The 23,263-nt window shown below is 65.9% G+C and carries 24 protein-coding genes; 17 read left to right on the top strand and 7 right to left on the bottom strand.

The features are described from left to right. Positions 1-113: 113 nt before the first annotated feature. Positions 114-1,058 (bottom strand): LysR family transcriptional regulator ArgP, encoded by a 945-nt coding sequence (locus tag AC1DXS_RS03035; RefSeq protein WP_477736100.1) that lies wholly within the window; start codon positions 1,056-1,058, stop codon positions 114-116. 183 nt (positions 1,059-1,241) lie between these two features. Between AC1DXS_RS03035 and AC1DXS_RS03040 the strand changes: the two genes are divergently transcribed. Next, positions 1,242-2,591 (top strand): D-amino acid dehydrogenase, encoded by a 1,350-nt coding sequence (locus AC1DXS_RS03040; RefSeq protein ID WP_477736101.1) that lies wholly within the window; start codon positions 1,242-1,244, stop codon positions 2,589-2,591. Positions 2,592-2,601: 10 nt separating this feature from the next. Here the strand turns inward: AC1DXS_RS03040 and AC1DXS_RS03045 are convergent, their stop codons facing one another. Continuing rightward, on the bottom strand, positions 2,602-3,552 hold the full coding sequence (locus AC1DXS_RS03045; protein ID WP_477736102.1) for a helix-turn-helix transcriptional regulator: 951 nt from the start codon (positions 3,550-3,552) through the stop codon (positions 2,602-2,604). A 124-nt stretch (positions 3,553-3,676) separates the two neighbouring features. On the opposite strand from AC1DXS_RS03045, the gene AC1DXS_RS03050 reads away from it, so the two are divergent. After that, positions 3,677-4,195, top strand: coding sequence for a hypothetical protein (locus AC1DXS_RS03050; RefSeq protein WP_477736103.1), 519 nt, complete (start codon positions 3,677-3,679; stop codon positions 4,193-4,195). Positions 4,196-4,211: 16 nt separating this feature from the next. Then, positions 4,212-4,847: a LysE family translocator gene (locus AC1DXS_RS03055; RefSeq protein ID WP_477736104.1), complete on the top strand. Its 636-nt coding sequence runs from the start codon at positions 4,212-4,214 to the stop codon at positions 4,845-4,847. Here the strand turns inward: AC1DXS_RS03055 and AC1DXS_RS03060 are convergent. Further along, entirely contained in the window at positions 4,844-5,266 is a 423-nt protein-coding gene (locus AC1DXS_RS03060; protein ID WP_477736105.1) for a VOC family protein, read from the bottom strand. The two genes, AC1DXS_RS03055 and AC1DXS_RS03060, sit on opposite strands and share 4 nt — an antisense overlap. A 98-nt stretch (positions 5,267-5,364) precedes the next feature. On the opposite strand from AC1DXS_RS03060, the gene AC1DXS_RS03065 reads away from it, so the two are divergent. The 10 genes from AC1DXS_RS03065 (at position 5,365) to AC1DXS_RS03110 (ending at position 15,851) form a co-directional block, all read left to right on the top strand. Continuing rightward, on the top strand, positions 5,365-5,922 hold the full coding sequence (locus AC1DXS_RS03065; protein WP_477736106.1) for a flavodoxin family protein: 558 nt from the start codon (positions 5,365-5,367) through the stop codon (positions 5,920-5,922). Positions 5,923-6,017: 95 nt separating this feature from the next. Continuing rightward, on the top strand, positions 6,018-6,311 hold the full coding sequence (locus tag AC1DXS_RS03070; protein WP_477736107.1) for a hypothetical protein: 294 nt from the start codon (positions 6,018-6,020) through the stop codon (positions 6,309-6,311). A 228-nt stretch (positions 6,312-6,539) separates the two neighbouring features. Then, the gene (locus AC1DXS_RS03075) at positions 6,540-7,499 is read left to right on the top strand and encodes a MurR/RpiR family transcriptional regulator (protein WP_477736108.1); all 960 of its coding nucleotides are present in this window, start codon (positions 6,540-6,542) and stop codon (positions 7,497-7,499) included. A gap of 50 nt (positions 7,500-7,549) precedes the next feature. Beyond that, positions 7,550-8,515, top strand: coding sequence for an isoaspartyl peptidase/L-asparaginase family protein (locus tag AC1DXS_RS03080; RefSeq protein ID WP_477736153.1), 966 nt, complete (start codon positions 7,550-7,552; stop codon positions 8,513-8,515). Further along, positions 8,512-10,416, top strand: a complete 1,905-nt coding sequence (locus AC1DXS_RS03085) for a dipeptide ABC transporter ATP-binding protein (protein ID WP_477736109.1) — start codon at positions 8,512-8,514, stop codon at positions 10,414-10,416. Before AC1DXS_RS03080 ends, AC1DXS_RS03085 begins: the two co-directional genes overlap by 4 nt. An 85-nt stretch (positions 10,417-10,501) precedes the next feature. Further along, positions 10,502-12,049, top strand: a complete 1,548-nt coding sequence (gene gsiB / locus AC1DXS_RS03090) for a glutathione ABC transporter substrate-binding protein GsiB (protein WP_477736110.1) — start codon at positions 10,502-10,504, stop codon at positions 12,047-12,049. Between the two features lie 46 nt (positions 12,050-12,095). Continuing rightward, complete coding sequence (gene gsiC, locus AC1DXS_RS03095; protein ID WP_477736111.1) at positions 12,096-13,016, top strand: glutathione ABC transporter permease GsiC; 921 nt, start codon at positions 12,096-12,098, stop codon at positions 13,014-13,016. Then, a complete protein-coding gene (gsiD, locus tag AC1DXS_RS03100; protein WP_477736112.1) occupies positions 13,013-13,930 on the top strand; it encodes a glutathione ABC transporter permease GsiD in 918 nt (305 codons plus the stop codon). The genes gsiC and gsiD overlap by 4 nt, the downstream gene beginning before the upstream one ends. A 15-nt stretch (positions 13,931-13,945) precedes the next feature. Next, positions 13,946-15,022 carry a DmpA family aminopeptidase gene (locus AC1DXS_RS03105; RefSeq protein WP_477736154.1) on the top strand — a complete coding sequence of 359 codons (1,077 nt, stop codon included), beginning with the start codon at positions 13,946-13,948 and terminating at the stop codon, positions 15,020-15,022. Positions 15,023-15,032: 10 nt separating this feature from the next. Beyond that, positions 15,033-15,851 (top strand): M55 family metallopeptidase, encoded by an 819-nt coding sequence (locus tag AC1DXS_RS03110; RefSeq protein WP_477736113.1) that lies wholly within the window; start codon positions 15,033-15,035, stop codon positions 15,849-15,851. A gap of 15 nt (positions 15,852-15,866) precedes the next feature. Here the strand turns inward: AC1DXS_RS03110 and AC1DXS_RS03115 are convergent, their stop codons facing one another. Continuing rightward, a complete protein-coding gene (locus AC1DXS_RS03115) occupies positions 15,867-16,718 on the bottom strand; it encodes a M14 family zinc carboxypeptidase (protein WP_477736114.1) in 852 nt (283 codons plus the stop codon). A gap of 173 nt (positions 16,719-16,891) precedes the next feature. On the opposite strand from AC1DXS_RS03115, the gene AC1DXS_RS03120 reads away from it, so the two are divergent. From AC1DXS_RS03120 to AC1DXS_RS03135, 4 genes are all read left to right on the top strand, one after another. Further along, on the top strand, positions 16,892-17,335 hold the full coding sequence (locus AC1DXS_RS03120; RefSeq protein ID WP_477736115.1) for a flavin reductase family protein: 444 nt from the start codon (positions 16,892-16,894) through the stop codon (positions 17,333-17,335). A 175-nt stretch (positions 17,336-17,510) separates the two neighbouring features. Then, positions 17,511-18,407 (top strand): DMT family transporter, encoded by an 897-nt coding sequence (locus AC1DXS_RS03125; RefSeq protein WP_477736116.1) that lies wholly within the window; start codon positions 17,511-17,513, stop codon positions 18,405-18,407. A gap of 9 nt (positions 18,408-18,416) precedes the next feature. Continuing rightward, complete coding sequence (locus AC1DXS_RS03130; protein WP_477736117.1) at positions 18,417-19,607, top strand: pyridoxal-phosphate-dependent aminotransferase family protein; 1,191 nt, start codon at positions 18,417-18,419, stop codon at positions 19,605-19,607. A gap of 284 nt (positions 19,608-19,891) precedes the next feature. Further along, the gene (locus AC1DXS_RS03135) at positions 19,892-20,596 is read left to right on the top strand and encodes a tetratricopeptide repeat protein (RefSeq protein WP_477736118.1); all 705 of its coding nucleotides are present in this window, start codon (positions 19,892-19,894) and stop codon (positions 20,594-20,596) included. A gap of 81 nt (positions 20,597-20,677) precedes the next feature. Here the strand turns inward: AC1DXS_RS03135 and AC1DXS_RS03140 are convergent, their stop codons facing one another. From AC1DXS_RS03140 to AC1DXS_RS03150, 3 genes are all read right to left on the bottom strand, one after another. Beyond that, positions 20,678-21,490 carry an SDR family NAD(P)-dependent oxidoreductase gene (locus AC1DXS_RS03140; RefSeq protein ID WP_477736119.1) on the bottom strand — a complete coding sequence of 271 codons (813 nt, stop codon included), beginning with the start codon at positions 21,488-21,490 and terminating at the stop codon, positions 20,678-20,680. A 63-nt stretch (positions 21,491-21,553) separates the two neighbouring features. Continuing rightward, a complete protein-coding gene (locus AC1DXS_RS03145) occupies positions 21,554-22,297 on the bottom strand; it encodes an SDR family NAD(P)-dependent oxidoreductase (protein WP_477736120.1) in 744 nt (247 codons plus the stop codon). A 36-nt stretch (positions 22,298-22,333) separates the two neighbouring features. Further along, positions 22,334-23,263 (bottom strand): branched-chain amino acid ABC transporter permease, encoded by a 930-nt coding sequence (locus AC1DXS_RS03150; RefSeq protein ID WP_477736121.1) that lies wholly within the window; start codon positions 23,261-23,263, stop codon positions 22,334-22,336.

The raw sequence follows: 23,263 nt of genomic DNA on the forward strand, positions 1-23,263 counted from the left end.
AACTGAGGCCATAAGTCCCTATAGACGGCCTTGTCCTACAAGCCTGCAACCGGTGCGCCACCGGCAAATTGAGTACCAAGGAATTGATTCAGCCCGGCACCGCCATTCGCTGATCAGGGCACCAGCGACTGCGCCGCGGTCTGCTTGAGCGCGGCCGTGAGCGCGTCCAGCACCTCCGACTCCAGATTCCAGCAGTGCCAGTAGAGCTGGATGGGCAGCGTGTAATGGGGCGCTACATTGACGAGCTGCCCCTGGTCGATGAGGCCTTGGGCCAGCAGGCGCGGCACCACACTGACGCCCCATCCGGCCAGCACGGCCCGGACCATGCCTTCCGAGGACGGCACGAACAGCTGGTTCAGGGTGACGCGCTTGAGCCCGAATGCCTTGCCCACAAAGTCCACCGGCAGTTCGTCCTTGCGGTTGAAGGCAATAAAGGGCACCTCGCGGAAGTTGTATTGCGTCAGCGCCGGCTCGGCCGGCCTGTCGCTCCCGCCTTCGCGCTGGCCGAGCCGGCGCTGCGCAAAGCCCGGCGCGGCCACCGCGATGTACTGCATCGCGCCCAGCGGCTCCACCTTGCAGCCGCGCAGCGCCTGCTTGAGCGTCGTCACGCAGCCCAGCACCTGGCCTTCGCGCAGCCACTCATGGGTGAAATTCTGGTCGTCGTGGATGATCTCCATGGGCAGGCCCTGCTGCACCAGGTCGGTCAACGCCGGCAAGGCCCAGGTGGCGATGCTGTCGGCATTGATGGCGATGGAGATGCGCTCCTCCTCGCGCGCGCCGCCCAGGGAGCTGGGCGCCAGCTCCTTGAGGTCGCGCTCGAGGTCGGCGCGCAGGAGACGCAGCATCTTGGTGTGTTTGAGCAACAGCTGCCCCGCCGACGTGGGCTTGAGCGGGCGGCTGCGCACGATCAGCACGGTGCCGACCTGGGCTTCCAGGGCCCGCAGGCGCTGCGACACCGCCGACTGGGTAATGGACAGCCGCTGCGCCGCGCGCTCAAAGCCGCCCTCTTCCACGATGGCCGCCAGGCACTCGAGTGCATCAGGGTCAAAAGTACTCATCCCGCATCCCCTCTTCCGGTTTCTGGTCGATCTGCCGGTTGTGCCAGTTGTGCCGGCCGCCAGCGCTCTTCAGTTTTTGCTTATCAGCTTTATTAGCTGCTCTGATGTTTTCACTGAGAGTTTAATTTTTCTATTAATTGAAAGCAACATCCTTCAAACTCGAATGTTGCAAAGGGGTTCGTGATGAAAGTTGTAGTTTTGGGGGCCGGCATCATCGGCGTGAGCACCGCCTGGCATCTGCTGGAACGCGGCCATGAGGTCACGGTGGTGGACCGCCAGCCCGACGCGGCGCTGGAAACCAGTTTCGGCAACGCGGCGCAGATTTCCGTCAGCTATTGCGAGCCTTGGGCCAACAAGGACGCGCCGCTGAAGGCCTTGAAGTGGATGTTCCGCGACGATGCGCCGCTGCTGTTCCGCCCGCAGCTGCCCTTTGGCGAAGGCTGGCAGCAGTGGCGCTGGGGCCTGCAGTTCCTGGCGCAGTGCAACGACGCCGCCTTCGAGCGCAACGTGCAGCAGCTGGTGGCCTTGGGTGCCTACAGCCACGGTGCGCTCAAGGACGTGGTGGCCGCCACCGGTATCGAATACAACCGGCTGGAGCGCGGCATCGCGCACTACTACACCGACCAGCGGGCCTTCGACACCGCCGGCGACGCCGCGGCGCTGATGCGCAAATACGGCGTGGCGCGCCGCGTAGTGAGCACGGCGGAGCTGCTGGCCATAGAACCGGCCTTCAAATCCTTCGCCCACCGCATCGTGGGCGGCACCTACACCGCCAGCGACGAAAGCGGCGACGCCCGCGTCTTCACCCAGGCGCTGGCGCAGCGCTGCGCAGCCCGCGGCGCGCAGTTTCTCTACGGCCACGACATAGAGCAGCTGGAAAAAACCGGCGGCGCCATCGAGTCCGTCGCCCTGAGGCCGCGCACGATACGCGGCGAAAACGAAGAACTGGTCAAGCTCAAGGCCGACGAAATCGTCGTGGCCTGCGGTTCCTACTCGGCGCCGCTGCTGCGCAGCGTGGGCGTCGACCTGCCCATCTACCCCGGCAAGGGCTACAGCGCCACCTTCAAGCTGCTCAAGCCCGAGCTGGCGCCTTTTGTCAGCACCATTGACGACGAAGTCAAATGCGCGATGAGCCGGCTCGGCGACCACCTGCGCGTGGCCGGCACCATCGAGGTCGGCGGCTATGACCTCTCGCTGGACACGCCGCTGGCCAAAGCCCGCTGCAAAATGCTCGCCGACCGCATCGAGGAAGTGCTGCCGGGCGTGTGCGACACCCGGCTTGAGGAGCAAGGCGGCAAGCCGCACTTCTGGACCGGCCTGCGCCCCGCCACACCCACCAACATCCCCTATATCGGCAAAACCAAAGTCGGCCGCCTGTGGGTTAACGCCGGCCACGGCACCTTGGGCTGGACGCACGGCGCGGGCTCGGGCAAGGCCATCGCCGAGCTGATCAGTGGTGAAGTGCCTGCGATGGATTTCGGCTTCTACGGCCAGGACCGCGCCCACCACCGACTGCAGGCCAAGACGGCCTGAGCCGCCGCCGCTACGCAGCGTGCTGAGCCAGCGTGCGCGCGGCATGCTCGCGCAGCGCAACGCGTAGTTCAGCGGGTTCCTGAACGTCAAACGAAAACGACAGACGCATCAGCTGCCGCGCGAACCAGCCCAGGTGGTCGGTCTGGCTGTGCAGCAGCACGCCGTCTTCGCTGGGCTGGAATACGCCCACACTGTCGGGCAGCTCCATCTGCGCGGTCTCCAGGTCGGTGTGCAGCAGCAGCCGCACGCTGTTGCTGCGCGGCATGGTGGCAAGGCCCAGCGCCAGGTGCTGCACCGCGTCGAAGTCGGCCGGCGGCGTGAACACCACATTGAGGGCGCGCACCTCGCGCACGCGGTCCAGCCGGAAAGAGCGTAGCGCGCCGCGCAAGTGGCACCAGCCCGCCGCATACCAGCGGCCCTTGCGAAACACCAGGCCGTAGGCGTCGAACTCACGCTCGGTGACGTCACCTTCCGCCGACTGGTAAGCCATGTGCACGCGCTGCCAGCCGTGCGCGGCGGCACTCAGGGCCAGCAAGGCGGTGTTGTCGCCGGGCGCGTCCGCGCGGCGCAGGTCCAGCCTCACCGTTTCACCCAGCCCGCGCACGCGGTTTTTCAGGTTGTGCGGCATGACGCGCTCAAGCTTGGCCTGCGCGCTCTGCGCGGCCGGCGCGGCTTCAGCCAGCCCCAGGCTGCGCGCGGCCAGCAGGCCCAGGGACAGCGCCAGGGCCTCGTCGTCGGTGAACATCATGGGCGGCAGCTTGAAGCCGGCGATCAGGCTGTAGCAGCCGTAGCGGCCGCGCTCGGCCACGACCGGGATGCCCAGGTCTTCCAGCTTGGCGATGTAGCGGCGCAGCGTGCGGCCGTCGACCTCGAGCCGCCGCGCCAGTTCGGCGCCGCTCATGCGCCCATGCGACTGCAGCAGTTCCAGCACAGTTAATACACGGGTGGTCGGGGAGTACATGGCGAAAAGTCTAGCCCGTAATCAGGGCCGAAATAGCCCTATTACATTTTTAGACTGGGTTTTTACACAGGTCGCCACACCCACCACACACACATCTCACGGGCGCCACAAGCGCTTTCACACCATGACCACCACCCTGCCCAAACCCATGGACCCGACGCTGCTGAGCGACGGGCGGCACGATTTCAACTTCATCGCGGGGCGCTGGCTGGTCAGCAACAAGCGGCTCAGGAAATGCCTGGCGGGCTGCACCGACTGGGAATGTTTCGAGGCCGTGCAGGACGGCGCGCTGCTGCTGGGCGGCCTGGGCAATATGAACGACCTCGTCGCCGACGGCAACCGCAGCCTGGGCATGGCGCTGCGCTTTTTCAGCCCGCAGACCCGGCTTTGGAGCGTTTACTGGGTGAGCCACAGCGACGGCCTGATGCAGCCGCCGCTGGTGGGCGCGTTCGCGGACGGCACAGGCCGCTTCGAGGGCGAGGGCAGCCATGAAGGCCGGCCGGTGCGGGTGCGGTTTACCTGGTCGGGCATCACACTGGTCAGCGCGAAATGGGAGCAGGCATTCTCCGAAGATGGCGGGCGCCACTGGGAAACCAACTGGGTGATGCAACTTTCCCGCCCCATCTATTCCGCGCTGCGATAGGAAGGAGGCCGGCCCCATGGACCATTTCTCCCACCTCTGGCTGTTTTTCCTGATGGTGCTGGGCATCATCATCCTGCCCGGCATGGACATGGCGTTTGTGATGGCCAGCTCGCTGACCGGCGGGCGCCGCGCCGGCCTGTTCGCCGTCGGCGGCATCGTGGCCGGCGGCGTGTGCCACGTCGTGGCCGGGGCCCTGGGCTTGGGCATTGTGCTCAAGCTTGTGCCCGGCATGGTCAATGTGATGCTGCTGGCCGGCAGCATCTACATTGCGTGGATAGGCTGGTCGCTCACGCGCAGCAGCTCAGTGTTCGGCGGCCTGCCGGCGCTTGAGGAAAGCCCGCCATGGCGCACCTTCCGGCAGGCGGCCCTGACCTGCCTGCTCAACCCCAAGGCCTATTTGTTCATGCTGGCGATTTTTCCGCAGTTCCTGCGGCTCGAATACGGCTCGCTGTGGGTACAGGCGCTGGCGCTGGGCCTCATCATCGCGCTGACGCAGACGGCCGTGTACGGCTCGCTGGCATTGGCCGCCGCAGGTGCGCGCCAGTGGCTGGCGGACCGGCCGGGCGCCGGCGTGGTGATGGCGCGCGCCGTGGGTGCGGTGCTGATCGTATGCGCAGGCTTCACGGCCTGGCAGGGCTGGCGGCAGTTCTAGGGCTTGTGGCCCTCGGGCCATGGCGGGCCCTTCAACTCCACCGTGTTGCCTTCCGGGTCGCTGAGGTAGATCGACGGGCCTTCGCCCTCGGCGCCATAGCGCGACTCCACCTCGCCCGCCTCGACGCCATGGGCCGCCAGGTGGCGGCGAATCACGTCGGCATCGAAGGGCTCCACCCGAAAGCAGACGTGGTCGACATTGCGGCCTTCCACGCCCGGCGCCGCGCCGCCGGCCCTGCCCAAGGCGCCGTCCACCGGCACCAGGTCCACCAGCGAGCGCCCGGCGCGCAATTGCACCAGGCCGATCGCGTCCTGGCGGCGCTCCAGGCTGCAGCCCAGCACCTGCTGGTAAAAACGCAGCATGCCCATCAGGTCCGTGACACGCAGGACAACGTGGTCGATATCGCGAATACGGATCATGCGGGGGCGCCTTTCATTGAATCGGGGTGCCGCATTCTGGCATGCGGGGCCGACCCCGCGCCTGCAAAAGCCCGCGGCTGCCGCTACCATTGGCCGCCATGACTGCACAGCCCCACTTCCTCTTCCTGACCACCTCCACACGCGAACCCGGCGCCGCCGGCAACACCGAATGGCTCGCGCGGCAGGCCGCCGCCGCACTGCCGGCCGGCACGCCCCAGACATGGCTGCATTTGCCCGGCATGCGCATGCCGCTGTTTGTGGACCAGCGCCACACCACGGGCCAGTACCCCATGCCCGAAGGCGACATGAAGACCCTGCTGGACGCGACCCTGGCCGCCACCGACATCGTCTTCGTGGCCCCGGTCTACTGGTACAGCATCCCGGCGCCGCTGAAAATCTACCTGGACCACTGGAGCGCCTGGATGCGCGTGCCCGGCCTGCCTTTCAAGGAGGAGATGGCGAAAAAGACGCTGCGGCTGGTCACCACCAGCGGCGACCGCGCCAAGGCCCAGCCCATGATCGATTCCATCCGCCTGTGCGCACAGTTCATGGCCATGAATTACGGCGGCGAACTATGGGGCAAGGGCGGGCCGCCCGATGCCGTCAAGGCCGATACCGCCGCGGTGGCGCAGGCCGCCGGCTTCCTGGCGGCTTGAGGGCTAGTCGAAGCCGCTTCAAGTGGCCTTCTCCTACAGGGCCTGATTTTCCGGGCTGACAGGGCCGGCGTAGCGGGACACGCAGAGTTCGTCCCATGACCCCTAAAAACACGCCCCTGAACATCCGTGCGCAACCCGCCTCCAGCAAAGGCATGCCGGCCAAAGACCCGCGCGCACAACGTTCGCGTCCCGGCCAGCAGGACACCCTGAAGGACGGTGCCGTCGAGTCCAGTCTGGAACTACCGCACGAACGCGACCAGGCGGTGGACATGACGAATGCCAAGCCCAACCCGGTCGTCGAGCAGGCGGGACGCGACCTGAAGCGCGGTGTGAAAGACACGAGCAAAAGCGTGGAGATGGACCGCGCCTACAAAAAGCTCGGGTCCTAGCGCCTCCCTGCATTTCCGGACGGCGCGCATGCGCCTCCTGCCCTGCTGATCGACACCCGCACCATTTGCGCTGTTGCCGGCCGCGCCGCCCTGAACGCCGCGCCCGAACCCCCGCTCCCCGTCACCCCGCAAGGCATTGCCGGCCTCAATTTGATTGGAAATGATCAAATATTTCGTTATGATGAATTAATTTGTAAATTTATATACATTTAATTCAGCTCATCCCCGATGGCCACATTTCCCGGCAACCCTTCGATGGCGCAGCGCATCGGGCGTTTATTGCCCACGCTGACGCGCTCCCACCGGCAGATGGCCGACTATGTGCTGGCCCATCCCCTGCAAGCAGCAACCATGCCCATCGACGAGCTGGCCGCCACGCTGGGGGTTTCCGTGGCCACCGCCAACCGCTTCGCCCGGGCGCTGGAGTTTGACGGCTACCCGCAGTTCCGCGCCGCGCTGGTGCTGGGCTTCGAAGCCACGCTGGCCCCGGTTGAAAAGCTGCGCAACAAGCTGGAGCACTCCGCCACGGTGGCCGATGTGTTTGCATCCGCCCTGGCGCAAAGCCAGCGCAACATCGAGCTGACGCGGCAAGCGCTGGACGCCCAAAGCTGCGAGCAGGCGGTGGCGGCCATCCTGAAGGCGCGCCGGATCTACATCGCCGGCTTCGGCAGCAGCAGCTGGCTGGGCGGCCTGCTGCAGCGCTCGCTGGACCCGTATTGCGACAACGTCCAATTGCTGGCCAGCGTGGAAAGCTCCTCCTACGGCGCACGCGTGCTGGCGCGCCTGAAGCCCGAGGACCTGCTGATCGCCATCGCCTACCCGCGCTATTTCAGCGACACGATCTTGCTGGCGCGCCGCGCGCACGACGCGGGCGTGCCGGTGCTGGCGCTGACCGACCGCGTGACGTCGCCGCTGGCGCCGCTGGCCAGTGTCGCGCTCTATGCCCACACCGAGAGCCAGTATTTCGCGAACTCCGAAGCCACCGTGCTGGCCCTGATCGAAGCCCTGTGCAGCGCGGTCGCCCACAGCGCCAAAGACTCGCTCAAGGCGGCGACACAGCTGGCCGAGTCGGTGCTGCCCTGGCTCCACGGCAACCACGCCAGCCGGTTGCGTGCCGACGCAGACGCTGCAACACCGGCACCCCGCAAAACCCGCACCCCACCCAAATCACCAAAGGCTTCCAAGTGACACGGCCCCAGCCTATCCCCCTTATCGCCATCCACGGCGGCGCCGGCACCATGAGCCGCAGCCATATCAGCGCGGAGCAAAACGCGGCCTACCACGCCGCCCTGCAAGGCATCCTGCGGCCCGCACAACAGCTGCTGGCCGACGGCGGCAGCGCACTCGATGCGGTCAGCCTGGCGGTGGAACTGCTGGAAGACTGCCCGCTTTTCAACGCCGGCCATGGTGCGGTCTTCACCCACGACGAAACCCATGAGCTCGACGCGGCCGTGATGGACGGCGCCACCTTGCGCGCCGGTGCGGTGGCCTGCGTGAACCATGTGCGCCGTCCCGTGCGCGCGGCGCGCGCCGTGATGGAGCACAGCGCGCACGTGCTGCTGGTGGGGGCCGGGGCCGAAGCCTTCGCCAGGGAACAGGGGCTGGAGATGGTCTCGCCTGATTATTTTTCCACCGAGGCCCGCCGCGAGCAGTTGCGGCGGGCGCTGGCCACCGACGCGGCTGTGCTGGACCACGACGGCGCGGCATTGGTGTTCCGCACACCCGCACCCGGCGCCGCGCCCCTGGACGAAGGCCGCAAATTCGGAACCGTGGGTGCCGTCGCGCTGGATGCGCACGGCAACCTGGCCGCCGCCACCTCCACCGGCGGCATGACCAACAAGCGCGCCGGCCGGGTGGGCGACACGCCCCTCATAGGCGCCGGCACCTATGCCGACAACCGCACGGCCGCGATTTCCTGCACCGGCTCGGGTGAAATGTTCATACGCACCGCGGCCGCCTACGACGTCTGCGCGCGCATGGCCTACGCCGGCATGCCGCTGGATGCGGCCGCCCGGGAAGTGGTCATGAAGGTGCTGCCCGCCATCAACGGGCGAGGCGGCCTGATTGCCGTCGACGCGCAGGGCAAGCTGAGCCTGCCCTTCAACACCGAAGGCATGTACCGAGGCTGGGCCCGCGTGGGCGAAGCGCCGGTGACCGCCATCTACGCCGATGACACCCACGACGCCGCAGGACGCGCCGCATGAGCGCCGTTCCCGAACTCCTGGATAAAGCGCAAGCCCTGCCCGCCACCGGCCGGCAGCGCGTGATCGAGGTCAGCGACCTCAGCGTGAGTTTTGCCAGCGAGCAGCGCACCGTGCACGCGGTGCGCAATCTCGGCTTTCACGTGGACGCCGGCGAGACTTTGGCCATCGTGGGCGAATCGGGCTCCGGCAAGTCGGTGTCGTCGCTCGCCCTGATGCGCCTGGTGGAGCAAGGCGGCGGCCGCCTGGGCAGCGGCAGCATGTGGCTGACGCGGCGCAACGGCGAGCGCCTGGACCTGGCGCGCGCTTCGCAATCGCAGATGCGCAGCCTGCGCGGGGCCGACCTGGCCATGGTGTTCCAGGAGCCCATGACTTCGCTCAACCCGGTGTTCACCGTGGGCGAGCAGATCGCCGAATCGATACGCCTGCACCAGGGGCTGTCGCGCCAGGCCGCGCTGGCCGAAGCGCTGCGCATGCTGGACCTGGTCCGCATTCCGGAAGCCAAAAACGTGCTGGGCCGCCATCCGCACCAGCTCTCGGGCGGCATGCGCCAGCGCGTGGTGATCGCGATGGCGCTGGCCTGCAAGCCCACGCTGCTGATCGCCGACGAGCCCACCACGGCGCTGGACGTGACCATCCAGGCGCAGATCCTCGCGCTGATCCAGCAGCTGCAGCGCGAGCTGGCCATGGCGGTGATCTTCATCACCCACGACATGGGCGTGGTGGCCGAAATCGCCGACCGCGTGCTCGTGATGTACCGCGGCGACAAGGTGGAGGAAGGCGACTGCGCCGGCCTCTTTGCCAACCCGCGGCAGCCCTATACCCAGGCCCTGCTCGCCGCGGTGCCCCGGCTGGGTGCGATGCAGGGGCTGGATCTGCCGGCGCGCTTTGCGGTGCCGGGCGCGCCACAACACCAGGGCGACAAAGGCAGCGAAGCCTGCAGCGCCGCGGACACCGTGCGCAGCGACCTGCCGCCTGTCCTCAAGGTGCAGGACCTGGTCACACGTTTCCCGCTGGCAAGCGGACTGCTAGGGCGCGTGCGCAGGCAGGTGTATGCGGTGGAGCGGCTCAGCTTCGAACTCAAGGCCGGCGAAACCCTGTCGCTGGTGGGCGAATCCGGTTGCGGAAAATCCACCACGGGCCGCTCGCTGGCACGCTTGCTGGAGTTCAACAGCGGCAAGGTCGAAGTCGCGGGTCGGGACATCGCCTCGCTCAAGGGCCGGGCCCTGCAGGCGCTGCGCCGCGATATCCAGTTCGTGTTCCAGGATCCCTTCGCTTCGCTCGACCCGCGGCTGACCGTCGGCTATTCCGTGATGGAGCCCATGCTGCTGCACAAGCTCGCCACGCCCAAGGAAGCGCAGGAGCGCGTGCGCTGGCTGCTGGGCAAGGTGGGCCTGCCGGCCGAGGCGGCGCATCGCTACCCGCACGAGTTCTCCGGCGGGCAGCGCCAGCGCGTGGCGATTGCGCGGGCACTGGCGCTCAACCCCAAGGTGGTGATCGCCGACGAGGCGGTGTCGGCGCTGGACGTGTCGATACGCGCGCAGATCATCAACCTGATGCTGGACCTGCAGCAGGAATTCGGCGTCGCCTTTTTGTTCATCTCGCACGACATGGCGGTGGTGGAGCGCATCAGCCACCGCGTGGCCGTGATGTACCTGGGCCAGATCGTGGAAATCGGCCCGCGCCGCGCCGTGTTCGAGAACCCGCAACACGCCTACACCCGGCGCCTTCTGGCTGCCGTGCCGGTCGCCGACCCGGCCCGCCGCAGCGCCGTGCGCGAGCTCATGGCCGATGAAATTCCCAGCCCCATACGCGCGGTGGGCGACCCGCCGCAGGTGGCGCCGCTGCACGAAGTGGCGCCCGGTCACTTCGTGGCGCGGCATCCGGTGGGAGGCCCTTATTGACCACCCCCATTGCCCACCAACCGTCTTTCATATTGCCCTTCCGTCTTCCGTGTTTGCCCCTCGTTTCGCCCCAAGGAGTTTTTTCATGAACAAGCGTCTTTCCACCCTCACCGCCGCGCTGGCAGGCATCATCGGCCTGATGGGCCTTGCCGCGCCGGCCCATGCCGCCAAGGACGTGGTCGTTGCCGTCCAGTCCAATTTCACCAGCACCGATCCCTATGATTCCAACGACACCTTGTCGCAGGCCGTGGCCAAGTCCTTCTACCAGGGCCTGTACGGTTTCGACAAGGACATGAAGATGGTGCCGGTGCTGGCCGAGAGCCATACCGTGAGCAAGGACGGCCTGGTCTACACCTTCAAGCTCAAGTCCGGCATCAAGTTCCATGACGGCACACCCTTCAACGCCGAGGCGGTGAAAGTCAATTTCGACCGCGTCACCAACCCCGACAACAAGCTCAAGCGCTACAACCTCTACAAGAACATCGCCAAGACCGAGGCGGTCGACGCCACCACCGTGCGCGTGACGCTCAAGGAACCTTTCTCGCCCTTCATCAACACCCTGGCCCACCCCTCGGGCGTGATGATTTCGCCCACGGCGCTGGCCAAGTACGGCAGCAAGGGCATTGCGCAGAACCCGGTGGGAACCGGCCCCTTCAAGTTTGTCGAGTGGAAGGCCACCGACTACCTCAAGGTCGCCAAATGGGACGGCTACTGGAAAAAGGGCTACCCCAAGGTCGACAGCATCACCTGGCGCCCCGTGGTGGACAACAACACGCGCGCGGCCATGATGCAGACCAACGAGGCCCACTTCGCATTCCCCATGCCGCCCGAAACCGTGGACAGCCTGTCGAAGAAGCCCAGCCTGGAGGTGACCAGCGCGCCGTCCATCATCCACCGCTATCTCTCGATGAACACGCAGCAAAAGCCCTTCGACAACCCGAAGGTGCGTGAAGCCATCAACTACGCGATCAACAAGGAAGCGCTGGTCAAGGTGGCGTTCTCGGGCTATGCGGTTCCCGCCGAAGGCGTGGTGCCCCACGGCGTGGAATACGCCGCCAAGCTGGGCCCCTGGCCTTATAACCCGGCCAAGGCGCGCGAGCTGCTGAAGGAAGCCGGCTATCCCAACGGTTTTGAAAGCACCCTGTGGTCGGCCTACAACTACACCACGGCGCAGAAGGTGATCCAGTTCGTGCAGCAGCAGCTGGCCCAGGTCGGCGTCAAGGTGCAGGTGCAGGCGTTGGAAGCCGGCCAGCGCGTGGAGCGCGTGGAAAGCGCGCAAGATCCCGCCACCGCTCCGGTGCGCATGTACTACGTGGGCTGGTCTTCGTCCACCGGCGAAGCCGACTGGGCGCTGCGTCCCCTGCTGGCCTCCGAATCCATGCCGCCCAAGATGTTCAACACCGCCTACTACAAGAACCCTGAAGTGGACGCCGACATCGCCAAGGCGCTGGTCACCACCAGCGGCGCGGAGAAAGCCAGGCTTTATACCGACGCCCAGCAGCGCATCTGGAAGGACGCACCCTGGGTTTTCCTGGTCACCGAACGCGTGCTCTCGGTGCGTGCGCGCAACCTGGCCGGCTTTTACGTGGCCCCGGACGGCAGCTTCAACTTCGACGAAGTGGAACTGAAGTAATCCCGGCCGCAACCGCCTTTTGAAACCCTGAAGAACCCGCTCCCGCATGACCTCCTATCTTCTCAAGCGCCTGCTGGGCCTGCTGCCGACGCTGCTGATCGTGGCCGTGCTGGTGTTCCTGTTCGTGCACCTGCTGCCCGGCGACCCGGCGCGCCTGGCCGCCGGGCCTGACGCAGGCCCCGAAACCGTGGAGCTGGTGCGCCGCGACCTGGGGCTGGACCTGCCGATGCCGCAGCAGTTCGTGCGCTTTTTCAGCCACGCGCTGCAGGGCGACTTCGGCCTGTCCATCCGCACCAAGCGGCCCGTGGCCACGGAGATCGGGGAGCGCTTCGCGCCCACCTTCTGGCTCACCATCGCGGCCATGGGCTGGTCGGTGCTGCTGGGGTTGGTGCTGGGCATGGTCTCGGCCGTGTGGCGCAACCGCTGGCCCGACCGGCTGGGCATGTCGCTGGCGGTCTCGGGCATTTCGTTTCCCTCGTTCGCGCTGGGCATGCTGCTCATGCAGTTCTTCTCGGTGCAGCTGGGCTGGCTGCCCACCGTCGGGGCCGATTCGTGGCGGCACTACATCCTGCCGTCCCTCACGCTGGGCGCGGGCGTGGCGGCCGTGATGGCGCGCTTCACGCGCAGCTCCTTCATCGACATCCTCAAGGAAGACTATGTGCGCACCGCGCGCGCCAAGGGCCTGTCCGAAACCGTGGTGGTGGTCAAGCACGCGCTGCGCAATGCGCTGATCCCGGTCGTCACCATGATGGGCCTGCAGTTCGGCTTTCTGCTGGGCGGCTCCATCGTCGTGGAAGTCGTCTTCAACTGGCCCGGCATGGGGCGGCTGCTGGTCGATGCGGTGGAGATGCGGGACTACCCCGTGATCCAGGCGCTGGTGCTGCTGTTCTCGCTCGAATTCATCCTGATCAACCTGGTGGTGGACCTGCTCTACGCCATCATCAACCCGACCATCCGTTTCAAGTGAACACCCCCGAAACTCCACGCGCCGCCCCTGCGGTTGAATCGCCGGCTCCCGAAGGCGCGCTCGCCGTGCGCACACCCGCCGCCGAGTTCTGGCGCAAATTCAAGAAGCAGCACGTGGCCCTCGTGGCCGGCGGCTTTGTGTTGCTGCTGGTGCTGGTGGCGGTGCTCGCGCCCTGGCTGGCCCCTTTCGACGCGGAAAACTTTTTCGACTACGACGCGCTGAATGCGCCGCCCTCCGCCAAGCACTGGTTCGGCGTGGACGCGCTGGGCCGCGACATCTTCAGCCGCATCCTGCTGGGCGCGCGCATCTCGCTGGCGGCGGGCCTGGTCTCTGTTGCCGTGGGCGCCGTGATCGGCACGCTGCTGGGCTTGCTGGCGGGTTACTACGAAGGCTGGTGGGACCGCATCGTCATGCGCATGTCCGACGTGCTGTTTGCCTTTCCCGGCATTCTGCTGGCCATCGGCATCGTCGCCATCCTGGGCAACGGCATGATCAATGTGATCATGGCCGTGGCCGTGTTCAGCGTGCCGGCGTTTGCGCGCCTGGTGCGCGGCAATGTGCTCTCGCTCAAGCACCAGACCTACATCGAGGCGGTGCGCTCCATAGGCGCGCCCGACTCGGTCATCATGCTGCGCCACCTGCTGCCGGGCACGGTGTCCTCGGTGGTGGTGTACCTGACCATGCGCATTGGCACCTCCATCATCACGGCCGCCAGCCTCTCCTTCCTGGGCCTGGGCGCGCAGCCGCCCACGCCGGAATGGGGCGCCATGCTCAACGAGGCGCGCGCCGACATGCTCAATGCGCCGCATATTGCGCTGTTCCCCAGCCTGGCCATCTTCCTGACGGTGCTGGCCTTCAACCTGCTGGGCGACGGCCTGCGCGATGCGCTGGACCCGAAAATTGACCGCCAGTAAGCGGAGCAAGGTTTGCTGACGCCACGCCACCTGCTGCCCCACGTCGGCAGCCTGCCGCAAGGGCAGCACAATGCCATCACCGATGTGGCCGGTGTCACCGTAGGGCATTGCACGCTGGACGCGAACGAGGTGCAAACCGGCGTGACGGTGGTGCGCCCGCATGCCGGCGACCTGTTCCTCGACCGGGTTCCGGCTGCTGCGGCCGTGCTCAACGGTTTCGGAAAAAGCGTCGGCTTGATGCAGGTCGAAGAGCTCGGCGTGCTGGAAACACCCATCGCGCTCACCAACACTTTCTCGGTGCCCGCCGTGGCGACCGCGCAGATCCAGCAATGCGTTGCCGCCAATCCGGAAACGGGGCGCGGCCTGCCCACGGTCAACCCGCTGGTGTTCGAGTGCAACGACGGCTTTCTCAACGACATCCAGCGCATGGCCGTCACCGGGCAGCACTACCTGCAGGCCTGTGAGCAGGCGGGCGCCGAGGTTGCGGAAGGTTCGGTCGGCGCGGGGCGCGGCATGTCCAGTTTCGGGCTCAAGGGCGGTGTGGGCACGGCCTCGCGCCGCGTGGTGGTTGCCGGGGGCGGCGAGCACACCGTGGGCGCGCTGGTGCTGGCCAACTACGGCCGGCTTTCGCAACTGGTTTTGGCCGGCCGGGCCCTGGGCGTCCAGCTGGCCGCGCGCCGCGGCGCGTCATCGCCACACCAGGCGGCCGAACCGGAGAAGGGCTCCATCATTTTGCTCATCGCCACCGACGCGCCGCTGGACGCGCGCCAGTTGCGCCGGCTGGCCTTGCGCGCCGGCGCCGGGCTGGCACGCACCGGCTCGGTGTTCGGCCACGGCAGCGGAGACATCGCGCTGGCGTTTTCCACCGCCTATACCGTGCCGCAGCAAGCCACCCGGCCTATGCCGTCCGTGACCATGCTGCACGACGGCCTGATCGACCCGCTGTTCCAGGCCGTGGCCGACAGCACCGAGCAGGCCATCATCCATGCCCTGTGGCAGGCGCGCGCCGTCACCGGCCGAAACGGCCACCACCGCAACGCGCTGGCCGACCTGCTGCCCGGCTGGCCTTCTTCATCCTCATTTCCATCCTGAGCGAATCCCCATGAAAGTCCTGATCTCCACCGACATCGAAGGCGTGGCCGGCGTTTTCCACCACGAGCAGGTGCGCGCCGGCAATCCTGAATACGAGCGTGCCCGCCTGCTGATGACGCACGAGGCCAATGCCGCCATTGCCGGCGCCTTCGATGGGGGCGCCACCGAGGTGCTGGTCAACGATTCGCACGGCAGCTTTCGCAACATGCCGCCGGAGCTGCTGGATGCGCGCGCCCAGGCCGTCATGGGCAAGCCGCGCTACCTGAGCATGATGGCCGGCGTCGACGACGGCGTGGACGCCGTCTGCATGATCGGCTACCACTCGCGCGCGCAGGGCCGCGGCATCCTGGCGCACACCATCAACAGCTTCGCCTTTGCGCGCGTGTATTTCAACGGCCTTGAACTGGGCGAAGCCGGCATCTACGGCGCGCTGGCCGGCGAGTACGGCGTGCCGGTGGTGATGGCCAGCGGCGACGACGTGTTCATCGAGGAGCACCGCCCGCTGTTTCCGCATGCCACCTTTGTGCAAACCAAGCGGGCCACCGGCCAGACCAGCGGCATCAGCCTGTCGCCGGCCAAGGCCTGCGCGGCCATACGCGTCGGCGTGGCCGCCGCGCTGGCACAGCGCGGCGCAGCTCGCCCTTATGTGTTGCCAGGTCCCATTGCCGTGCGCATCCAGACCCAGTCGCCGGCGCTGGCCGACCTGTTCTGCCAATGGCCGGCCCTGCGGCGGCTGGACGGGGACGAGGTCGGCTTTGACGCGCCTACCGTGGAAGCCGCCGTGCGCATGGTCAACAGCCTGTCGGCCATGTCCAGCATGCTGCGCTAGGGGTTACTGACCGCCCTAAGGCACACGCGGCGCGTGTTCCGCGCCCTGCCCCACCGCTCGCTCGCTCATCCAGCGCAGCAGGTCCAGCCACATCTGGCGCATCTCGGCATCGAGCGGCGTGCGTGTGGAATTGGGCAGTTCTATGGTCACCACCGGCACACCTTTGTGGATGCCGCCGTAGTTGCCCAACGAGCCTGGGAAGATGCCGACCTGGTCGAGGTACAGCCGCCCCAGGCGCGAGGGTGGCACCGAGGGCCCGTCAAAGTCGAGCACACCGTATGGCGCATGGATGCTGACGATGAGCTGGGGCTTGAAGCTTTGCATCTGCTCGTGCAGGAAACGCGACTCGGGCTCCGACAGCGGCTTGGGGCCGGGCCAGCGGCGCGGGTCCTTGCCCGTGCGTTTTTCCCAGTAGACCTTGGCGTCGCGCTCCCAGTTGGGCGTGGGGAAGTTGCGGTTCAGGTCCACGCCATGCGCGTTGACGCGGCGCGGCGGGCTGGACAGCACGCCGTCGGGATTGAGCACCGGCACAAAACGCCAGTGGACCACTTGGGGCGCGTCCTGCGGCGGCTGCGCGGCCAGCTTGATCCAGTGCAATGCCACCGCGCCCGAAGACAGCTCGTCGCCGTGGATGGCGCCCACCACCAGCACGCGCAGGCTGGCGTTGTCGGGCTTGATGTCGCGCACCCAAAGCGCCTGCCCGTTGACGGATCGCGCGCCCGTGGGCTGCAGCTGCGCCGCCTCGCAGAGTTCCCGTTTGACGTTCGGCAGTTTGGCCGCGTAATCGGCGCAAGGCGAATCAGCCCGGGCACCATTCGCTATGAAATAAGTAGCAAACAGGCAGAGGGCAAAGCGGTGAAACGGCATGCCCGCGAGTTTAACCGGCGGCGCCGCGGCCCCTGCCACCCGCCAGCCTAAACCCTGACGCAAGTGGGCCGGGGCCGCATCAGTTAAATTAGCCTTCTATGCCGACCCCCGCCATACCTCGCCAAGCGAGCAGTCCCAGTTTTTCGCAGCGGGAATTCCGGGCGTCGCTGGCCATGTTCGCCACCGGGGTCACCATCGTCACCGCGCGCACGCCGACCGGCGTGCTGGTGGGCCTGACCGCCAACTCCTTCAATTCGGTGTCGCTGCAGCCGCCGCTGGTGCTGTGGAGCCTGGCGCGCGCGGCCGGCTCCATGGCCGCGCTGAGCACCGGCTCGCACTACGCCATCAACATCCTCGCGGCCGACCAGAAAGAGCTGGCCGAGCGTTTTGCCAGCGGGCGCGCCGACCGCTGGGACGGCGTGGCCTATAGCGAAGGCGCCAGCGGCGCGCCGCTGCTGGACGGCGCGGCCGCCCACTTTGAATGCTTTAACCGCAGCCGCTATGAAGAAGGCGACCACGTGATCTTTGTCGGCGAAGTCGAGCGCTGCGGCCACCGCGCGGGTGCCTCGCCGCTGCTGTTCCACGGCGGCAGGTTTTATACAGAACACCCGCTGTAGCGAGCGCAGAGCCCCCATCCCAACCTTCCCCCAGAGGGGGAAGGAGTAGTAACCGCGTTCCAGGTAATTCACTCCCTCCCCCTCTGGGGGAGGGCAGGGGTGGGGGCCAGCGGCGGTCGATCACTTCAAAGCTTTTAACCCAAGCGTTCACACCCAGTTTCGAGGTCTTTCTCCGATGACACGCAAGACGCACCTAGACACCCTCGCCATGTCYCTGTTGCTGGGCTGCTGCCTGTTCTGGGGTCTGCAGCAGGTGCTGATCAAGGCCACCATCAGCGAGATCCCGCCCATGTTCCAGGCCTCGCTGCGCCTGGTGGGCGCCACGGCCCTGCTGTGGCTGTGGTGCCTGTGGCGCAAGATCCCGCTGTTCAGCCGCGACGGCTCACTCAAGGCCGGCCTGCTGGCGGGTGCCTTGTTCGGTGCGGAATTCGCCTGCATTTACGTGGGCTTGCAATACACCAGCGCCTCGCGCCTCACGGTGTTTTTGTACACCTCGCCCTTCTGGGTCGCGGCCTTGGTGCCGCTGTGGGTCAAGTCCGAACGGCTGCGCGGCCTGCAGTGGCTGGGCCTGCTCTGCGCCTTCGCCGCCGTGGTGTTCGCGCTGCGCGAAGGCTTCACCGGCGACCACGCCTCGACCGCGCGCGGCGACCTGATGGCACTGGCCGCCGGCATGCTGTGGGGCCTGACTACCGTCGTGATACGCGCCACCCAACTGGTCAAAATCTCCGCAGAGAAGCTGCTGTTCTACCAGCTGGCCGTGAGCGCCGCCGTGTTCCCCTTGCTGTCGCTCTACCTGGGCGAGCAGTGGTCCTGGCACTTCAGCCCGTTCGCCATCACCTCGCTGCTGCTGCAGACGGTGATAGGCGCTTTCGCCAGCTACCTGGCCTGGATGTGGATGCTGGGGCGCTACCCGGCCACCAAAATTTCGGTGTTCGTGTTTTTCACGCCGCTGTTCGCGCTGCTGTTCGGCGCGCTGTGGCTCAAGGAAAGCGTGACCACCGGCCTGCTGGTGGCGCTGGCCACCGTGGCGGCCGGCATCGTGCTGGTCAACCGCAAGCCGGCAGGCGCATAATTTTTCGACATGACGTCCCACCCACGCATCCCCGGCCATCGATTCCTCCACTCACCGGGCCCCACGCGGGTACCCGACGAGGTCATGGACGCGATGCGAAGGCAGCCCATGGACATGGGCGACCCGCGGCTGGAGCGCGTGATCCAGGCCTGCGAAACCGGGCTCAAGGCGCTGCTGCAAACCGACAAGGCCGACGTCTTCATGTATACCTGCAACGGCCACGGCGCCTGGGAGGCGGTGATCGCCAACCTGCTCGCGCCGGGGCAGCAGGTGCTGGTCGCCGGGACCGGGCATTTTTCCGAATCCTGGGCCGTGCAAGCCGAGGCCATGGGCGCCAAAGTGCTGCGCACACCCTGGCGCGAGGGCTACCCGGCTGATGCGCAGGCGATTGAAGCCGCCTTGCGCGCCGACAGCTCGCACGCCATCGTGGCCGTGTTTGTGGTGCATACCGACACCGCCAGCGGCATGACCAGCGACCTCGCCGCGGTCCGGCAGGCACTGGATGCGGCGAAACACCCCGCGCTGCTGGTGGTGGACGTGGTGGCCTCGCTGGGCGCCGCGCCCTTTGCCATGGATGCGCTGGGCGCCAATGTCGTGCTGGGCGCCTCGCAAAAAGGCCTGATGGTGCCGCCCGGCCTGGCCTTCGTGGCCGCCGACGCCGCCGCGATGAAGGTCGCCGCGGCCAACCCCACACCGCGCTTCTACTGGGACTGGGCGCGGCGGCAAAGCCCGCTGAGCTACCGCAAGTTCTGCGGCACGCCGCCGCAAACCCTGCTCTTCGGCCTGGAGGCCGCGCTGGGGTTGATTTTTCATGAAGGCCTTGAAGAAGTCATTGCCCGCCATCGCTTGATCGCCGGCGCCGTGCATGCCGCCGTCCAGGCCTGGAGCGAAGGCGGTGCGCTGGATTTTTTTGTGCGTGAGCCGGCGGCGCGTTCGGTCTCCGTCACCACGGTGGCGGTGGCTGAGGGCATGGATCCCGAGGCCATGCGTACGGTCGCGCGCGAGCAATTTCAGGTCGCGATTGCCGGCGGCCTGGGCCCGCTGGCGGGACGCACGTTTCGCATCGGCCACCTGGGCGACATGAACCCGGCCATGATCCTGGGCTGCCTGGCCGGCGTGGAAGCCGCCATGCGGGTGCAAGGCATTCCCTTCGGCAACGGCGTGCAGCATGCCGTCGCGGCTCTGGCCGGAAAACGCTGAGCCTTGGAACAGGGTCTCTAGTTGTTGTGCCGGAGAACCCAGAATGAAGCAACTTTTCTTTGGCGATAAAGCCAGCTTCGCAATTGCGTATCGAAAAGCCGCATCCGAAGATGCACCAAGCTATGGCCACTGCGCTTCGGCCCAGGGAAAGCGTTTGCAGAGGGGATGAAAAATTGAAATGCAAAACTGAAAAATGCGTACGATTTCTTGGTGGCAGCACCGGTAGATACTCGCTTTGGTCGGGTCTCTTCTGTACGGCCATATCTATGTGGAGCTCCGTTGCCATGAGTCAAACCGCTACGGACGCGCCGACCTGCGATGCACTTTCTGTTCGCTGGGACGAGAGCCCTGGACTGGGTAGCCGTCTTGGGCGCGCCAAGGCATTGGAAGACCAAGGAAAATCCTGTATTGGCAAAGGTTTTTACGACCCAAGACTTGCCATTCTTTACATGGATGCCGGAGATTTCGCCAGCGCAGACCGCATAGCAAAGCAAGGCATACAGAAGGGCAGTCCTTACCAAGCCAATTTGCACCAGGTATTGGCGGAGACTACCTTGCGCAGAGGCAATGTAGACACGGCTTACAAGATGGCGGAAGACATAGCGAAGAAGAATCCGGCGTATGTACCGATACTAGGATTTTTGGGTGAGATAGATTCCAAAAATCAGAACTGGGCTATGGCTCTGGCGCGATCGCAAAAGTGGAACTCTATTGACCATAGTGCACTGTCCTTGCTGGCAATGGCCGCGGCATTTCACCAGCTTGATCGTCATGAGGAATGCGTGGCTACGGTTTACAAAGCACTTGGCATTGATCCCGCCCGTATTGCAAAAATAGGCGGTATTAAAGAAGCCGTTTTCTCGTTAGGCATTTTGAAACGCAACGAAGAAGCGGCGGAATTACTCAAGCGCCATATCCGGGCCAATCCAGATTGGGCACAAGATCCATCGATGGTGAATGCGGCAAAGGCACTCGGATTGGCGAAGTAAGGCTGCAACTTGTCCGAACCCGTGTGAATGGGGAAATTGGGCGCGGGGCTATCAATCTTTTTTATCCCAGCTTGTTCGGGCTTACTGCGAAGCGGTGATTCCGCCATCGAGATACAGCACCTGCCCCGTGACGAAGCGCGAGGCGGGCGCTGCAAAAAACACCGCCGCGCCGGCCACATCCTGCGGGTCGGCCACGCGGCCCAGCGGAATGCGGGCCAGCACCTGTTGATGCGTCTCGGGGTTTTCCAGCCAGTGGCGCGCCATCTCGGTCTGCACCACGGTGGGCGCGATGCCGTTGACGGTGATGCCGTGCGGCGCGAGTTCGCTCGCATGCTGGCGTATCAGCATAACCAGGCCGCCCTTGCTGCTGCTGTAGGCTGAATAACCGCGGCCGCGCAGGCCCAGTTGCGCGCGCACCGAGAGCAGATGCACCTGCGCGCCTCCCTTGCCGCCTGCGATCTGGTGTTTGGCTGCCGCCTGTGCCAGAAACATCGCAGCCTTGAGGTTGACCTGCAGCACTTCGTCGAAAGCCTCTTCGGTGACTTCGAGCAAAGCCTGTTCGCGCTGCATGCCGACGCAGTTCACCAGGATGTCGAGGCCGCCCCACTGCTGCGCCACGGCATCGACCGAAGCCTGCATCTGCGGCACCGAATGCGCGTCCATGGCCAGGCCCAGGGCCTCGTGCCCCGCCGCCCGCAGCGATGAAGCCACGGCTTGCGCCTTGGCTTCATCGCGGCCCGACACCGCGACGCGCGCCCCGGCCATCGCCAGGCCCCAGGCAATGGCTTCGCCTATGCCGCCATAGCCGCCGGGCACATAGGCGGTCTTGCCGCGCAGGTCAAACAAGCCTGTCAGCGCAGTGCTGAAATCAATCCGGGGTGTGATGCTGCTCATGGATGGCGAAATTGTGGGTGCAAAGCGCGCGGGCGGCGAAAGGGCTTTCCCTGGGACCCGGCTCTAATCCATTAACAGGCCACCATTGAGGTCAATGATCTCGCCCGTGATAAAGCCCGACAGCGGCGAGGCCAGGAAGCGCACCACATGGGCAAACTCCTCGGGTTCACAAAAGCGGCCGACCGGGATGTCTTTCAACAGCTTCTGGCGCTGCTCTTCGTTGAGTTGTTCGGTGATCATGGGCGTCCTGACATAAGCCGGCGCGACGGCATTGGCCGTGACGCCGAAAGGCGCGAGCTCGCGCGCCAGCGAAAAAGTCAACGAACTCATCGCGCCCTTGGACACCGAATAGGCCGTGCCCGCCGTCAGCCCGCCCGTCTTGGCCGCCAGCGAGCTGGTGTTGATGATGCGGCCGAAGCGCCGCGCCTTCATGGCCGGCACCACCTGCTGTGCGAGGTAAAACGCACCGTCCAGGTTGGCCCCCAGTACGCGCCGCCATTCAGAAGCCTCGGTGGCCTCGACCTTGTTGTTGGAGAGAATGCCGGCGTTATTGACCAGGATGTCGACGGGCCCAAAGGCCTTGACGATGAGCGCATGCCCGTCGCTCACCGCAGCCGCATCACTGATGTCGAACGAGAACGACAAGGCACGCGAACCCAGCTCATCGGCCAGCGCGCGGTTGCGCTCCTGGCTCACATCGACCATCGCGACCTTGCAGCCGTCCTCCAGCAAGGCCTTGACGACGGCCAGGCCCATGGTGCCGGCCGCGCCTGTGACCAGCGCGACTTTGTCTTGAAGCGGTTTCATCCAAATACTTTCTGCGGTAAGCAGTGACTGAGCGACTCAAGCATCGAGCACGCTTTTCTTTCCGAAGAGGCCGCGCGAGCGAAAGGTGACCACGGCGATAAACAGCAAATACATGGACATCAGCGACCACTCGGAGGCATAGGAGCCCGTGAGCCCGACCACCATACCGACCATGAGCCCTGCAATCACCGCGCCCCACAGCGACCCCACACCGCCCAGCACAATGATCAGAAAGGCCGGCACCACCGCGTCCACACCCACGTGCGGGCGTATGCCCCAGATGGGCGCCATGACCACACCGGCAATCGCCGCCAGCGCCACACCCAGGCCGAACACAAAGAGACGCAGGCGCGAGAGGTTGATGCCCAGCGCGCGCACCATTTCGCTGTCGTGCGCGCCGGCCTTGATGATGGCGCCGTAGGGCGTCTTCTGCAAAAACAACCAGAGCAGCACAATCATCAGCACCGCAAAGCCGCTGGCAAAGAAGCGGTACTTCGAATACACCAGGTCGCCCATGAGGAAGGCACCGGAGATGGCTTGCGGCAGCATGAGTTGCTTTTCCGAAGAGCCCCATACCAGGCGTATCGTTTCTTCAATCACCAGCGCAGCACCAAATGTCAGCAGCAGCCCGTAGAGCGGGTCGCGGCCGTAGGTGCGCCGCATGCACAGCTCCAGCAGCATGCCGAAGATGCCGACCAGGATGGGCGCAAAAATCAGCGCCACCCCGTAGCGGGTTCCCAGCGGCAGGCTCATGTACCAGGCCTGCAGGTTGGGAAACATGCCCAGTTGCGGCGCGATGAGGAACAACGCGAAATACATGCCCAGCGCGAACAGCGAGCCGTGCGCCAGGTTGATGGTTTCCATCACCCCCACGATGAGCATGAAGCCCAGCGCGATGAGCGCGAACAGCAGGCCCAGCGAGATGCCGTTGACGAGGTGGGGAACCAGTTGAAGCAGGAAGTCCAT

The organism is Polaromonas sp. P3_B1 (genome assembly GCF_056402935.1).

Coding starts and splice junctions, on each gene's coding strand:
- AC1DXS_RS03035 (WP_477736100.1), bottom strand. CDS start 1,058: ATGAGTACTTTTGACCCTGATGCACTCGAGTGCCTGGCGGCCATCGTG.
- AC1DXS_RS03150 (WP_477736121.1), bottom strand. CDS start 23,263: ATGGACTTCCTGCTTCAACTGGTTCCCCACCTCGTCAACGGCATCTCG.
- AC1DXS_RS03070 (WP_477736107.1), top strand. CDS start 6,018: ATGACCCCTAAAAACACGCCCCTGAACATCCGTGCGCAACCCGCCTCC.
- AC1DXS_RS03115 (WP_477736114.1), bottom strand. CDS start 16,718: ATGCCGTTTCACCGCTTTGCCCTCTGCCTGTTTGCTACTTATTTCATA.
- AC1DXS_RS03065 (WP_477736106.1), top strand. CDS start 5,365: ATGACTGCACAGCCCCACTTCCTCTTCCTGACCACCTCCACACGCGAA.
- AC1DXS_RS03055 (WP_477736104.1), top strand. CDS start 4,212: ATGGACCATTTCTCCCACCTCTGGCTGTTTTTCCTGATGGTGCTGGGC.
- AC1DXS_RS03110 (WP_477736113.1), top strand. CDS start 15,033: ATGAAAGTCCTGATCTCCACCGACATCGAAGGCGTGGCCGGCGTTTTC.
- gsiC (WP_477736111.1), top strand. CDS start 12,096: ATGACCTCCTATCTTCTCAAGCGCCTGCTGGGCCTGCTGCCGACGCTG.
- AC1DXS_RS03045 (WP_477736102.1), bottom strand. CDS start 3,552: ATGTACTCCCCGACCACCCGTGTATTAACTGTGCTGGAACTGCTGCAG.
- AC1DXS_RS03040 (WP_477736101.1), top strand. CDS start 1,242: ATGAAAGTTGTAGTTTTGGGGGCCGGCATCATCGGCGTGAGCACCGCC.
- AC1DXS_RS03130 (WP_477736117.1), top strand. CDS start 18,417: ATGACGTCCCACCCACGCATCCCCGGCCATCGATTCCTCCACTCACCG.
- AC1DXS_RS03085 (WP_477736109.1), top strand. CDS start 8,512: ATGAGCGCCGTTCCCGAACTCCTGGATAAAGCGCAAGCCCTGCCCGCC.
- AC1DXS_RS03080 (WP_477736153.1), top strand. CDS start 7,550: ATGAGCCGCAGCCATATCAGCGCGGAGCAAAACGCGGCCTACCACGCC.
- gsiB (WP_477736110.1), top strand. CDS start 10,502: ATGAACAAGCGTCTTTCCACCCTCACCGCCGCGCTGGCAGGCATCATC.
- AC1DXS_RS03140 (WP_477736119.1), bottom strand. CDS start 21,490: ATGAGCAGCATCACACCCCGGATTGATTTCAGCACTGCGCTGACAGGC.
- AC1DXS_RS03120 (WP_477736115.1), top strand. CDS start 16,892: ATGTTCGCCACCGGGGTCACCATCGTCACCGCGCGCACGCCGACCGGC.
- AC1DXS_RS03050 (WP_477736103.1), top strand. CDS start 3,677: ATGACCACCACCCTGCCCAAACCCATGGACCCGACGCTGCTGAGCGAC.
- AC1DXS_RS03135 (WP_477736118.1), top strand. CDS start 19,892: ATGAGTCAAACCGCTACGGACGCGCCGACCTGCGATGCACTTTCTGTT.
- AC1DXS_RS03060 (WP_477736105.1), bottom strand. CDS start 5,266: ATGATCCGTATTCGCGATATCGACCACGTTGTCCTGCGTGTCACGGAC.
- AC1DXS_RS03075 (WP_477736108.1), top strand. CDS start 6,540: ATGGCCACATTTCCCGGCAACCCTTCGATGGCGCAGCGCATCGGGCGT.
- AC1DXS_RS03145 (WP_477736120.1), bottom strand. CDS start 22,297: ATGAAACCGCTTCAAGACAAAGTCGCGCTGGTCACAGGCGCGGCCGGC.